This window comes from uncultured Halovibrio sp. (genome assembly GCF_913056445.1).
In the GTDB taxonomy this organism is placed as follows: Bacteria; Pseudomonadota; Gammaproteobacteria; order Pseudomonadales; family Oleiphilaceae; genus Halospina; species Halospina utahensis_B.
The window spans coordinates 1-12,210 of record NZ_CAJXMA010000082.1; the positions used below are offsets into that span (position 1 = coordinate 1).

Below are 12,210 nucleotides of genomic sequence, written 5' to 3' on the forward strand. Positions count from 1 at the left end.
ATGATGCTTAATGACCTGCCGACGCTGGATAGCGGTGGCAAGGATCAGCCCCAGGATCACCAGTATGAAGGTGGCGTAACTGAACCAGACGTAGGCCCCGTGGCCTCCCATCGTGATCAGTGCCTGGAATGAATCGAACTGCATATATCGCCTCCGAGGCCCCTATTGTGCCAGAACCCAGTCCCGAACCCAGCGTGCGCGCCGCTCTCTTAACAGAATGTCATTACGCATGCGCCAGAGAATCAGCCAGGCCACAAGCAGGTGGAATCCCAGCAGGCAGATCAGCAGCGGCACCCACATGCTGGCCGGCATGGAGGGCGCCTCCGTCACCTTGATGGTTGCCGGCTGATGCAGCGTGTTCCACCACTCCACCGAGTACTTGATGATGGGGATGTTCACCACGCCCACAATCACCAGGATGGCGCTGGCGCGTGCACGCACGTCCGGATCCTCCATGGCACCACGCAGCGCCATCACCCCCAGGTACAGGAACAGCAGCAGCAGCATGGAGGTCAGGCGCGCGTCCCAGACCCACCAGGTGCCCCAGGTGGGTTTGCCCCAGACCGCCCCGGTGAGAAGCGCCAGGAATGTCATGGCCGCTCCCACCGCCGTGGCGGAAGCGATGAAGGTGTCCGCCATCTTCATCCGCCACACAAGCCCCACCACACCGGCGACGGCCATGGCCACATAGAGTGACTGCCCGAGATAGGCTGAAGGTACATGGATGAAGATGATGCGGTAACTGTCCCCCTGCTGGTAGTCGGCGGGCGCGAACAACAGCCCCCAGACCACGCCCGCTGTCAGGACAATCAGGGCCGACCATCCCAGCCAGGGCATCAGCCGGCCGGCGATGCCAAAGAACCACTTGGGGGAGCCCAGTTTGTGAAACCATTGCCACATGTGGCGATCCTCAGTTCATTTCACCCATTGGAAACGCTGATGCGCAACGCTCCGGCGATGGCCAGCGGTGCCAGCACCACTGCCAGCGACAGCATGGCCCCCAAAAGGGCCAGATGCCCGGTGATGGAAGCGCCTTCCACGGCGGCCGTCACCGCTCCGGTGCCAAAGATCAGCACCGGCACATAGAAGGGGGTCATGATCAGAACCAGCAGCACACCACTGCCACGCAGGCTCACCGTCAGCGCGGCACCGATAGCGCCAACCAGCACCAGAACGGGCGTACCCACCAGCAGCGTCAGAACCAGAACCAGCCCGGTGCCCGGGCTCAGGTGCAGCATGACAGCCAGCACGGGCACCAGCAGCACCAGTGGCAACACCGTGGTGACCCATACGGCGGCAACCCGTGCCAGTGCCAGCAGCGCCAGCGGCTGGGGGGACAGCACCCATTGTTCCAGATGCCCATCCGCATAGTCATTGCGGAACAACAAGTTCAGGGACAGGAGTATGGACAGCAGTGCTGCCACCCAGACGATGCCCGGACCGGCCTGCCGCAGGAACTCCGGCTCAGGGCTTACCCCCAGCGGGAACAGCGAGACAATGAGTACAAAGAACACCAGCGGATTCATCAGATCCTGGCGGTTGCGGAATGCAATGAGCCATTCCCGGCGCACGGTCTCAACAGCCGCGCGCGGCCAGCCGCCCTCCTGTTCCTGAAGGCGTACCGGGACCCTGGGTTCAGACCGCATCATAGCCCTCCCCCAGTGTCAGTACCTGAACCCCTTCCAGCGCCAGGCGGTGATGGGTCGTCAGGATGACCGCGCCCCCGGCCCGCACGCGGTTGGCAAGCAGGGCCTCGAGCTGGGCCACCGCCTCCCGGTCCACGGCCGTGAAGGCCTCATCCAGAATCCACAGAGGGGCGCTGGAAAGATACAGGCGTGCCAGTGCCACCCGTCGCTGCTGCCCCGCGGAGAGCTGCGCCGCCGGGAGGTCCTCATACCCGGAAAGCCCCGCATCCGCCAGTGCCGCCATCACCTGTTCAGGCACCGCGGGCGTGCGCATGGCCTGCCATCCGGCGAGATTCTCATAGGCAGTGAGAGAAGATGAAACGCCCGCATTGTGCCCCAGAAACAGCAGATTCGCCTGGTACTGGGTCCTGACCCGGTGCACCGGCTCCCCCTGCCAGAGCAGCTCCCCCTCGAAAGCGGGATTCAGGCCTGCCAGTATCCGTAGAAGAGTGGTCTTGCCCACACCATTGGGTCCGGCGATCCGCCACAGTTCACCGCTGCCGACCCTGAAGTCAAGGCCGCTGAACAGGGGGCGGTCATCGCGTTCACAGTGGATCTGCCGGGCTTCGAGCAGGGTACTGGTCATGGTCCATCCGGCCGGTGGGTTCTGCGGGTTGGGTCTGCCCCCGCCGGGCGCCTATTATATAGAAAACGACCGGCTTTTGCCGCCATCAACGGCCACGGGGAATACCGTCGTGAAAGTGCCTGTTCTTTCGCTGCTGACTCGAACCGGCAGCAGCCAGCCCACCGGAGCCGACCCCGCCCGTCTGGCGACACAGCTTGAGCGCGCGGGGCTGCGTGAGGGCGAGCCCCGACTTGCCCGGCTGCTGCAGGCCGAGGGTGGCAGCCGCGCGGCCGGTGACGGCACCCGGGCGGCCCCCGGGACCCGCCTGCTGCTGGAGGTAGGAGGCCAGAAGCTGCCCGTGCGCAGCGACCAGCCGCTGGATACGGGCACCATGGTGAAGGTCATGCGGGCGGGCAATGAACTGCGCCTTTTAGAGAGCCTTCAGCAGCCTTCACGCAGCACCCTGAGCCAGTCACTGGCCAACCGGATTCCCTTTCAGCATGACCTGGGGCAGGGCCTCAGCCGCCTCGCCGCCCAGACCAATGACCCGGCGCTGCCCCAGCAGATCCGTCAGGGTCTGGCCCAGCTTACCCAGCTCATGCCCACGGCACCGCGATCGGTGCAGGGAGCCATGGGCTCAAACGGAGCGCCCCCCCAGTCTGCGGCAACGCCCGGGGTGGGGATAGCAACCGGTTCCGCAACGGTCACCACCAACAGCGCCAGTGGCCCTACCGGACTGCCAGCCCTGGACAGCATGAGCGGCGCCCAGGTCCGTGAATGGATAAGCCAGAGCGGGCTCTTCCGGGAGTCCAGCATGCTCCACCAGCCCCCATCAGGCGCCACGGAAAGCGCTGCCCAACCCCGTGCCGACCTCAAAAGCCAGCTGATCCAGCTGGCCGCCCAGCTGCTGTCCCGGGTGACCGGCACCTCGTCCGATCAGAGCGGCGCCAGCCTTCACCGCCTCATCGGCCAGCTTGGCCCCATGACCACCTCCTCAATGGACGACACCGGCGCCCTGCGCTTCCCCACATCGCCAGCGACCGGCTCCAGCAGCGGCGCGGCCCCCGGCGGCAACAGCAGCTCCATGGGGGCCGGGGAAATGCTCCGGCTCCTGGCGGGCATGATCAATCGGCTGACGGTGAATCAGCTCCATTCACAGGCCGCCAGCGCTGGAGCCGATGCCAATGCCCCCAACCAGACCTGGATCCTGGAGCTGCCCTGGGTATCAGGCAACCAGGAGGTGCGGATTCTCCAGGGGCGTCTGGAGGAGTACGGCCCTCGGGATGCGGACCCGGACGATGCCAGTGACAGCCGATCCCTTGAGCGGGAATGGCAGCTGACGCTGGCCCTGTCCTTCGATACCACGGGTCCGCTTTACTTTGAAATCAACCTCCGTGGACGCCAGCTCAGAACCCAGGTCTGGGCCGAGAAACCGGCGACCGCCGAGCTGATTGAAAACACCCGGGAACGACTGGAAACGGCGCTTTCGAAACTGGATCTGGACGTGGTACCGGTGGAATGCATGGAGGGACAGCCTCCGGCCCGGATCACCCGGCTCACCCAGCAACTGGTGGACGAACATGCCTGACAACCGCGATCACGAGGCGGCCATCGCCCTGACCTATGACGGCGCGAACGCCCCCACTGTCTCGGGCACCGGCCAGGACGAACTGGCCCGGGAGATGATTCGCGTTGCACAGGAGAATGGGGTGCCGCTCTATGAGGATCCGGACCTGGCGGCCCTGCTCAGCCGGCTGGATCTCGGCGAGGCGATTCCCGAAACACTCTATCGGGTCATTGCCGAGATCCTGGCCTACAGCTTCTATCTCCAGGGATTCACCCCGGAAGATTTCCAGGATGGGAGACGGAAAGGCTAGACGATCTCGTCGGTCCCGGCATGCTCTTGGCTCCGGGTCTGGCCCTTGCGCAAAGCCGACACCAGCTCCGCCTCTGGGCGGGAGATACCGCAGGAGTTCATCAGATCCTCGGTACCGGCACCCAGCTCCACCAGTTTGGAAGCTTCGTCATAGGGCACCCGGAGGGGGTCGTTCAGCCGCATTTCCTCCAGGGCACCACTGAGGCGGTGAAGGGACTGTTCACAGGCCACAAGGCGACGCCCTACCCCCATGCTGCCACTGCTGACCGCGTGCAGCTCCCGGCCCAGGTCATCACAGCGCTGGCGCCAGTGGGCCTCCATACGATTCATCCGGACCCGGTTGGCGACGCCCTGCGCCGCCACCAGTGCAATCGCCAGAGCCGTAACAGCCCAGGGAAGAAGTGTGTCGATCATGTCCATGCCAGCCTCCTTTCGCTGACCACCTAGAGCGCCTCGATCTCGGCCCACTCCTCGTCGGTCAGCATTTTCTCAAATGCCACCAGAATCACCAGCTCACCCTCACGGTTACAGACACCGTGAATGAAGCGGGCACTTTCCTCGTTACCCACATTGGGTGCGCTCTCAATCTCGCTCTGGCGGATGTAGATGACCTCGGCCACAGCGTCCACCAGGATGCCGATTACCTGTTCCTCTGCCTCAAGCACCACAATGCGCGTGGAATCCGTGACTTCACCATCCGGCAGCCCGAAACGCCGCCGGGTGTCGATCACCGTCACGACATTGCCGCGCAGGTTGATGATGCCAAGTACGTAATCCGGCGCCCCGGGCACCGGCGCGATTTCTGTGTACCGCAGCACTTCCTGGATCTGCATGACGTTGAGGCCATAGGTCTCATCCGCCAGCCGGAAGGTCACATACTGCAGCACCGGGTCATCACTGCTCTGCTGGGCCGCGTTCTGAATGCTCTGGGTCGCCATATCCGCCTCTCTGTCCGGGCAACTGTCAATATTTCATCACTGCGCACCCTGCACTATAGAACAGAGCACAAACTGTGCCACTCCCCGCTATTCTCAGCGGTCAAGATCCGGATTGCGCTCGGTTTCCGCTTTCTGCAGAAGTGCAGCCATCCGGGACACATCCAGCAGGGCGCACATTTCCTTTTTTATGGTGCCTGCCAACCACTGCCTCCGGCCACCCTCACTGCGCCACTTCACCTCGTCCGGCTGGACGTGGAAGGACTGGGCCACGTTGTCGCACGCCAGCCCCCAGGCGCTGTCCCCGAGCTGGATCACGAAGCGGTAGCCGTCACGGAACTCATCCCGGTAGCGTTCCGGCATGACCCAGCGTGCTGTATCGGCAACCCTGATGGTATGCCCGCCCACGCGCAGCAAGCCCATGAACCAGTCCGGCCGACCGAACAACGGGGTGAGTTCCCGCTCAAGACGGTGCACCTGCCCCAGCAGCACCAGCGGCACCGCCAGCTGAAGCCCCGCCACCCGGAAAATGAGGCACTCAAACCCCTCCTGGGCCCAGGGCGGGCGACCATTACGCCAGGTTCCCATCTCCGCAACCGGTTCTGAGGGGGCGTCCACCGCCTCGGAAATAACCTGTTGCCGCTCTGGCTCTGGCTCTGGCTCTGGCTCTGGCTCTGGCTCTGGCTCTGGCTCTGGCTCTGGCTCTGGCTCAGCAAGCGTATCAGGTTCGGACAGTGCTTCAACGTCCGGTTCTGGTTCCGGTTCCGGCTCAGGTTCCAGGGGGTCCTCGGGGGCCTGCTCAAGGCTCCGGATGACCGGACTCACCAGCGCCTGGTTCAGAGCCGGTCTCTCCGCCTCGGCCAGCTGCCGAGAGCTGGGCTGGGCCCGGCGCGCACGGGCCCGCCGACGTTCCGGAGCTCCACCATCGCCCTCCTCTGCCCAGGGGCTGTCATCACCAGGCGACAGGAGTTCATCAAGGTAATCCCCGATGATGGAATCCGGTCTGTTGCTGCCACGCCCTGCCACTGTCCGGTCTCCTCCGCGGATCTACCGCGCCTCCGCGCTCTGGGGGCTACGCCCGTCATCACCCAGCTTCTCCTGCAGATCGGAGAGCAGGCGGCGATACGCACGTATCCCCTGGGAATCCCGGGAGACAGCCGTCGGCACCACGCCTTTCTGGCTGGCATCCCGTAAACGTGTGTCCACCGGGATGGCGAACCGCCAGAGCTCGTCGCCGTAATCCCGTCGCAACTGGTTCAGGCTCTGAACCGAGGCCTGGGTCCGCCGGTCGTACATGGTTGGAATGATGGTATAGCCCAGTTCATTCTTCTGACTCTTCATAACCATCTGCAGGGTATGCAGCATCCGGTCCAGCCCCTTGAGGGCCAGGAACTCAGTCTGCACCGGCATCAGCAGGTGCTGAGCCGCCGCCAGAGCATTAATCATCAGCACCCCCAATGAAGGGGAATTGTCGAGCAGAACATAGTCGTAATCGTCCCAGAGCGTGGACAGCGAACGTGAGATCACCAGCCCCATGCCAGAAACACCAACACTGCGGCGCTCCAGCGTGGCCAGGGCACTGGAGGCCGGCATCAGGTGCAGCCCCGGGTGAGCAGTCTCGGTGATCAGTTGCGCTGGCAGCCCGGGCGCCACCTTTCCCTCGTGCTGGAAAAGGTCGTACACCGAATGCTCAATCGCATCCGGGTCATGGCCGAAATAGGTGGTCACCGAGCCATGGGGATCCAGATCCACCATCAGTACGCGATGCCCCGCATCGGCAAGCAATCCACTCAGTGCAACCACGGTGGTGGTCTTGCCCACGCCACCCTTCTGATTCGCCACTGTCCAGATTCGCACCCTTTACTCCCCTGACGTTCATGGTCCTGCCGCGGCCAACCCTTGCCGCCGGAAACCCGCTGCGGCGGCTCCGTGCCGACGCCGCCCCTTCATTACCGGGCGTCGCCGTCCTTTTGACTGCTGACGACGTATAAGCAGATTCCATGCCAGCTTCAGCGTTGCCCCGGTGCCGCCGGAATGCTCCCCTCCGCGCCAATAACCAGGGTGACACGGCGGTTACGCGCCCGCCCGCGTTCAGTGTCATTACGGGCCACGGGGTGATTGTCGCCATAACCGAGCGCTGCCAGCCGCTCACCATCGATCCCGCTGTCCTCGAGCAGGCGCACCACGGCCCCCGCACGCGCTGCGGAGAGTTCCCAGTTGGAGGGGAACCGGCCGGTTCGGATCGGCAGGTTGTCGGTATGGCCCTCGACCACAATGGCATTATCCTGCGATGCCAGCACACCGGCGATACGCACAATTGCGGTCTGCGCCTCGGGGCCGGGCAACACGCCGCCGCTGCGGAATACCAGATCCCCGGGCAGTGTCACTTCCATCCACTTCGCACCTTCACGGAAACGGATCTGGTCGCTTCCCACCAGCCCTTCCAACGCACTGCCCAGCTCCTCTCGCAATCCCGGATCGGAGAACCCCTGGTCAGCGCTGCCCGATTCAACCGGGGCGGTAATCGGTTCACCGATGGGGATGGGGGTCATGGTCCGCGGCGCTCCCGTGAACACGCCCTGGACGGCGTCGGAAAGCTTGCGGACCTGATCCTGCTCGGCGGTGGAAATGGCATAGAGAAAAACAAAGAACCCGAAAAGCACCGTGACGAAATCGGCATAGGACACCAGCCAGCGGTCGTTGCTTGGTCCTTCGCTGTCACTGCGGCGGCGTCTCATGGTGGGCTCCTCAGCGGTGCATGAAACCCTGCAGCCGCAGTTCAATGGTGTTCGGGTTCTCTCCTTCCAGCACACTGAGAAGGCCGTCGATCATCATCTCCTGATAGCGGCTGCGGTAATGGACCAGACTCCGGAGCTTGCTGGCCACCGGGAAGCACAGCAGGTTCGCCAATGCGATGCCGTAGATGGTGGCCACAAAAGCGGTGGCGATACCCGTTCCCACCTGGGCCGGATCCTCGAGGTGCGTCATGACCTGGATCAGGCCCATGACCGCCCCGATGATGCCGATGGTGGGCGCATACCCCCCCATGGACTCAAACACCCGGGCGGCTTCCAGGTCGCCCTGCTCCCGGGATTCCAGGTCGGTTTCAAGCATGGAACGGATGGTTTCCGGCTCCAGACCGTCAACCAGCAGCTGCAATCCCTTGCGGGCAAAGGGCTCGGTTTCCTGCTCAGCCACCGACTCAAGGCCAAGAATGCCGTCTTTACGGGATTTCATGCTCCAGCCGACCACTTTCTCAACGCCGTCACCCATACTGACGTCCGGGGGCGAGAAAACCCAGCGCAGCAGCACCGTGGCCCGGCGCAGCACACCGCTTGGTGTCTGCAGGGTAATGGCCGCAAGGGTGCCGCCAATGACAATCACCACGGCGGGCAGGTTGATCAGCGAGCCCAGGGTGCCACCCTCGAGGACGGTCCCCCCGAGCAGCGCGGCAAATGCCAGTATGACCCCAAGCAGGCTGAGCGGATCCATCAGGTGACGCCCTCGATCAGCCGGGCCGCAATCCGGTCCAGCGGCAGCACTTCATCGGTCAGCCCCGCCTTGGCCACGGCCATGGGCATCCCGTAGATCACCGAGGTTTTCTCATCCTGGGACCACACCACGGAGCCGGACTGCTTCATCAGACGGCAGCCCTCCTTACCGTCCGCGCCCATGCCCGTCAGGATCAATGCCAGCGTCTTCCCGGGATAGCCACGCGCGATGGAACCAAAAGTGACATCCACGCATGGCCGGTAGTTGAGGCGGCCATCGTCCGGTATCACCCGGATGCGGCCGGTTCCCCCCTTCTTCTCAACCAGCATCTGCTGTCCGCCCGGCGCCAGCAGTGCGACGCCGGGTTCAAGGGGATCACCATCCTGGGCCTGTCGCACCTTGATGCGGCAGAGCTTGTCCAGCCGGTCCGCGAAAGCCAGCGTGAAACTGGCCGGCATGTGCTGGACCAGGATGATGGGGGCCGGAAAGCTGGCGGGCAGCTCCGCCAGCACTTTCTGCAGGGCGATGGGCCCTCCCGTGGAGGTGCCGATGGCCACAACGTCGTAATGACGCGCCGCCGTCCGGCGCTGGCTGCCACTACTGCTTTCGGCGGGTTCAGACGCCACGGTGGCTGACTGACGGGAATCGGACCGCTGCCGGCGTTCCGGCGTCGCTGGTCGACGGGGAGCCTGCTCACGGGCGGCGGGGGAAGCAGTATCACTGCTTCCGCTCGCCGGCGCCGATCCTGCACCGGCGCCGGTGCCTCCACCACGGCCGGGATGACTCCGCGCCACTTCAAGCAGGCGCTTGCGCAGGATCTCCTGGAGCCGGCTCGAGGAGCGGGCGATCTCCTCGAAGTTCTTGGGCAGGAAATCCACCGCCCCCGCCTCAAGGGCATCCAGAGTCACGCGCGCGCCCTCGTAGGTCAGCGAGGAGAACATCAGGACCGGGGTGGGACGGCTTTCCATGATCTTCCGGACTGCGGTAATGCCGTCCATGACCGGCATCTCGTAGTCCATGGTGATCACATCCGGGCGGTGTTTCTCAACCAGGCTCAGGGCTTCCTGCCCGTTGGTGGCGGTAGCCACGACCTGAAGCTCTCCGGTGGCGGAGAGAATCTCGCTCAGGCGTTTTCGGAAAAACCCGGAATCATCAACAACAAGGACGGAAACCGTCATCCAAGACTCCAATCACTGGGTCCGGCCCGCGGTGCTGCTGCGCCGGTGAGGCGGACCGGTTGTCAGGCGTAATGCTGCAGGAGGCTGGGCACGTCAAGAATCAGCGCTATAGTGCCGTCCCCGGTGATGGTGGCCCCGGCCATACCCGCCGTTCCCTGGAGCATCTTGCCCAGCGGCTTGATGACCACTTCCTCCTGACCGATGAGCTGATCCACCACAAAGCCCACGCGCTTGGTACCGACCGCAACCACCACCACATGGGCATCGGTATCGTCGGTCTCCACGGAGGCACCCTCGACCAGCCATTTCTTGATGTAGAACAGCGGGTACACGTGATCCCGGACCACGATGCACTCACGCCCGTCCACGATGTTCTTCTTGCTCAGGTCCAGATGGAAGATCTCCACCACGTTCACAAGGGGCAGCGCGAACGGCTGATCCTCGAGTTTCACCATCAGCGTCGGCATGATGGCCAGGGTCAGGGGCACCTTGATCACGATGCGCGAGCCCCGGCCCAGCTCCGAGTCGATATCAATGGAACCGTTGAGCTGGTTGATCTTGGTCTTGACCACATCCATGCCCACCCCACGCCCGGAGACGTCTGAAATCTCGGCCTTGGTGGAAAAACCCGGGGCGAAGATCAGCTGGTAGCATTCGTTCTCCGTCAGGCGGTCAGCCGCTTCCTGCTCGTACACGCCTTTCTCGACCGCCTTGCGGCGCAGCGCCTCGGGGTCCATGCCACCGCCATCATCCTCGATCACCAGCTGGATGTGATCGCCCTCCTGCTCCGCGGACAGCGCCACTCGGCCGACGCGCGGCTTGCCGTTGCGCTCGCGCTCATCCGGCATCTCGACGCCATGGTCCACGGCGTTGCGGACCAGGTGCACCAGCGGGTCGGAAAGGGCTTCGACAAGGTTCTTGTCGAGATCAGTGTCCTCACCGCTCATGCTGAGGTTCACTTCCTTCTCGAGGCTGCGCGCCAGGTCCCGGACAACCCGGGGGAAGCGCCCGAACACTTTCTTGATCGGTTGCATCCGGGTCTGCATCACGGAAGACTGCAGGTCCCCGGTAACCACATCCAGATTGGACACCGTCTTCTGAACGCGCCCGTCTTCCAGTTCATCACTGAGGCGCTTGAGCCGGTTACGGATGAGCACCAGCTCACCCACCATGTTCATGATGTCATCGAGACGACGGGTATCCACCCTGACAGTGGACTCCGCGGCAGCAGCAGCCTGGTCCTTGCCACCGCCCCCACCACCGGAAGCGGGCTTCTGGTCTCCGCCTTTCTGCCCTCCGCCGGCGCCTCCGCCCGCGGACCGGGCCGGTTCGTCCGGCGGAGCCGCCGCACCAGCGCTTCCGGCACTGGCCGCCTGGCCTTTATCGGGTGAAGGGGCGGCACTCTCCTTCTCAGGAGCCGCCGAGGCGGGCGCTTCGGGTTCACTCCCAGAGGCGCCACCCTGGCCGGCGGTCTCCGCCGCATCCGGCTTGAACTGGCCGGGACCGTGCAGCTCATCCAGCAGGGATTCGAACTCATCCTCACTGATTTCATCGTCACTGCCGCTGGACTGGGTCTCGTCTACGGCCTCTGAGTTCCCGCCGCCATCAGCACCGCTACCCCCGGTGCTGATGGCATCCGGATCCGCCGGCGCACCGGCGTGCTTCCCCTCACCGTGAAGCTGATCCAGCAGGGCCTCGAATTCATCCTCGCTGATCTCGTCATCATCGTCCGATGAGCCCGCACCCCCCGAGCCGGTGGACTCACCCGCAGGCGCACCGCCAGAAGCCTCCTGGTCCCCGGGGTTGATGGCATCAAGCAGTTGCTCGAACTCATCGTCGGTGATATCCCCTTCCTGGCCCTCGGCCTGTTGTCCTGCCTGCTGCCCCACGGCCGGCTGGGCGGATCCGGCGCCACCGGTATCCTCGCTTTCCGGTTTCGCCAGCCGCGCCAGCTGTTCAAGAAGCTGTGGGTCGGCGGGTGTGGGCGCCTCGCGGCTGCGGACCTCGTCAAACTGGGTATTGACCACGTCCAGCGCCTTGAGCACCACATCCATCAGGTTCGAATCGACGGTGCGTCCGCCGTTACGCAGCGTGTCAAAGACATTCTCAGCCTTGTGACAGCAGTCCACCAGGGCATCCAGCTGCATGAAGCCTGCACCGCCCTTGACGGTGTGGAACCCCCGGAAAATGGCGTTGAGCAGATCCATATCATCGGGGTTGTTCTCAAGCTGAACCAGCTGTTCAGAGAGCTGTTCCAGTATCTCACCGGACTCAACCAGGAAGTCCTGGAGGATCTCTTCGTCCGCATCCAACGCCATGCAACGTCTCCTTAAAAGCCGAGACTGGACAGCAGGTCGTCAACCTCGTCCTGTCCGGAAACCACATCCTGCTGCGAGTCGTCGACCTGGGGGCCCTCGCCCTTGCTGCTGACATCGCTTTCCTGGCCCTTGTCACCATAGTCATGGACCACACCGGCAAT

At 64.0% G+C, this 12,210-nt stretch carries 15 protein-coding genes; 2 read left to right on the forward strand and 13 right to left on the reverse strand.

Annotated elements, in window-relative coordinates; all coding sequences use genetic code 11:
- The 4 genes from ccmD to ccmA form a co-directional block, all read right to left on the reverse strand.
- Positions 1-144 (reverse strand): heme exporter protein CcmD (ccmD, locus tag QZ501_RS12780; protein WP_363174788.1); only part of this gene is annotated, 144 nt, incomplete at its 3' end.
- 18 nt (positions 145-162) lie between these two features.
- Entirely contained in the window at positions 163-900 is a 738-nt protein-coding gene (locus QZ501_RS12785) for a heme ABC transporter permease (protein ID WP_151439320.1), read from the reverse strand.
- 20 nt (positions 901-920) lie between these two features.
- A complete protein-coding gene (ccmB, locus tag QZ501_RS12790; RefSeq protein ID WP_295719987.1) occupies positions 921-1,649 on the reverse strand; it encodes a heme exporter protein CcmB in 729 nt (242 codons plus the stop codon).
- A complete protein-coding gene (gene ccmA / locus QZ501_RS12795; RefSeq protein ID WP_151439319.1) occupies positions 1,636-2,271 on the reverse strand; it encodes a cytochrome c biogenesis heme-transporting ATPase CcmA in 636 nt (211 codons plus the stop codon). The genes ccmB and ccmA overlap by 14 nt, the downstream gene beginning before the upstream one ends.
- Positions 2,272-2,380: 109 nt before the next feature.
- Here ccmA and QZ501_RS12800 point away from each other — a divergent pair, with 109 nt between their 5' ends.
- Together QZ501_RS12800 and QZ501_RS12805 are read left to right on the forward strand one after the other, a co-directional pair.
- A complete protein-coding gene (locus QZ501_RS12800) occupies positions 2,381-3,838 on the forward strand; it encodes a flagellar hook-length control protein FliK (protein ID WP_295719992.1) in 1,458 nt (485 codons plus the stop codon).
- Entirely contained in the window at positions 3,831-4,127 is a 297-nt protein-coding gene (locus QZ501_RS12805) for an EscU/YscU/HrcU family type III secretion system export apparatus switch protein (RefSeq protein WP_160898884.1), read from the forward strand. The genes QZ501_RS12800 and QZ501_RS12805 overlap by 8 nt, the downstream gene beginning before the upstream one ends.
- Here the strand turns inward: QZ501_RS12805 and QZ501_RS12810 are convergent.
- The 9 genes from QZ501_RS12810 to QZ501_RS12850 form a co-directional block, all read right to left on the reverse strand.
- Positions 4,124-4,546 (reverse strand): DUF2802 domain-containing protein, encoded by a 423-nt coding sequence (locus QZ501_RS12810; RefSeq protein ID WP_160898885.1) that lies wholly within the window; start codon positions 4,544-4,546, stop codon positions 4,124-4,126. The two genes, QZ501_RS12805 and QZ501_RS12810, sit on opposite strands and share 4 nt — an antisense overlap.
- A gap of 23 nt (positions 4,547-4,569) precedes the next feature.
- Positions 4,570-5,064 (reverse strand): chemotaxis protein CheW, encoded by a 495-nt coding sequence (locus QZ501_RS12815; protein WP_151439315.1) that lies wholly within the window; start codon positions 5,062-5,064, stop codon positions 4,570-4,572.
- A gap of 93 nt (positions 5,065-5,157) precedes the next feature.
- Positions 5,158-6,087 (reverse strand): chemotaxis protein CheW, encoded by a 930-nt coding sequence (locus QZ501_RS12820; RefSeq protein WP_295719996.1) that lies wholly within the window; start codon positions 6,085-6,087, stop codon positions 5,158-5,160.
- Positions 6,088-6,108: 21 nt separating this feature from the next.
- On the reverse strand, positions 6,109-6,918 hold the full coding sequence (locus QZ501_RS12825; RefSeq protein WP_151439313.1) for a ParA family protein: 810 nt from the start codon (positions 6,916-6,918) through the stop codon (positions 6,109-6,111).
- A 152-nt stretch (positions 6,919-7,070) separates the two neighbouring features.
- On the reverse strand, positions 7,071-7,799 hold the full coding sequence (locus tag QZ501_RS12830; RefSeq protein WP_151439312.1) for an OmpA family protein: 729 nt from the start codon (positions 7,797-7,799) through the stop codon (positions 7,071-7,073).
- Positions 7,800-7,809: 10 nt separating this feature from the next.
- Complete coding sequence (locus QZ501_RS12835; protein ID WP_077531619.1) at positions 7,810-8,553, reverse strand: flagellar motor protein; 744 nt, start codon at positions 8,551-8,553, stop codon at positions 7,810-7,812.
- On the reverse strand, positions 8,553-9,731 hold the full coding sequence (locus QZ501_RS12840) for a chemotaxis response regulator protein-glutamate methylesterase (protein WP_151439311.1): 1,179 nt from the start codon (positions 9,729-9,731) through the stop codon (positions 8,553-8,555). The genes QZ501_RS12835 and QZ501_RS12840 overlap by 1 nt, the downstream gene beginning before the upstream one ends.
- 62 nt (positions 9,732-9,793) lie before the next feature.
- The gene (locus QZ501_RS12845) at positions 9,794-12,049 is read right to left on the reverse strand and encodes a chemotaxis protein CheA (protein WP_295719999.1); all 2,256 of its coding nucleotides are present in this window, start codon (positions 12,047-12,049) and stop codon (positions 9,794-9,796) included.
- A gap of 11 nt (positions 12,050-12,060) precedes the next feature.
- A complete protein-coding gene (locus QZ501_RS12850; protein WP_295720005.1) occupies positions 12,061-12,201 on the reverse strand; it encodes a protein phosphatase CheZ in 141 nt (46 codons plus the stop codon).
- Between the last annotated feature and the right edge of the window lie 9 nt (positions 12,202-12,210).

Bases quoted from the DNA above. Each gene is read 5' to 3' on its own strand.
- QZ501_RS12785 (WP_151439320.1), bottom strand. From the start codon at position 900: ATGTGGCAATGGTTTCACAAACTGGGCTCCCCCAAGTGGTTCTTTGGC.
- ccmB (WP_295719987.1), bottom strand. From the start codon at position 1,649: ATGATGCGGTCTGAACCCAGGGTCCCGGTACGCCTTCAGGAACAGGAG.
- ccmA (WP_151439319.1), bottom strand. From the start codon at position 2,271: ATGACCAGTACCCTGCTCGAAGCCCGGCAGATCCACTGTGAACGCGAT.
- QZ501_RS12805 (WP_160898884.1), top strand. From the start codon at position 3,831: ATGCCTGACAACCGCGATCACGAGGCGGCCATCGCCCTGACCTATGAC.
- QZ501_RS12810 (WP_160898885.1), bottom strand. From the start codon at position 4,546: ATGGACATGATCGACACACTTCTTCCCTGGGCTGTTACGGCTCTGGCG.
- QZ501_RS12815 (WP_151439315.1), bottom strand. From the start codon at position 5,064: ATGGCGACCCAGAGCATTCAGAACGCGGCCCAGCAGAGCAGTGATGAC.
- QZ501_RS12830 (WP_151439312.1), bottom strand. From the start codon at position 7,799: ATGAGACGCCGCCGCAGTGACAGCGAAGGACCAAGCAACGACCGCTGG.
- QZ501_RS12835 (WP_077531619.1), bottom strand. From the start codon at position 8,553: ATGGATCCGCTCAGCCTGCTTGGGGTCATACTGGCATTTGCCGCGCTG.
- QZ501_RS12840 (WP_151439311.1), bottom strand. From the start codon at position 9,731: ATGACGGTTTCCGTCCTTGTTGTTGATGATTCCGGGTTTTTCCGAAAA.
- QZ501_RS12845 (WP_295719999.1), bottom strand. From the start codon at position 12,049: ATGGCGTTGGATGCGGACGAAGAGATCCTCCAGGACTTCCTGGTTGAG.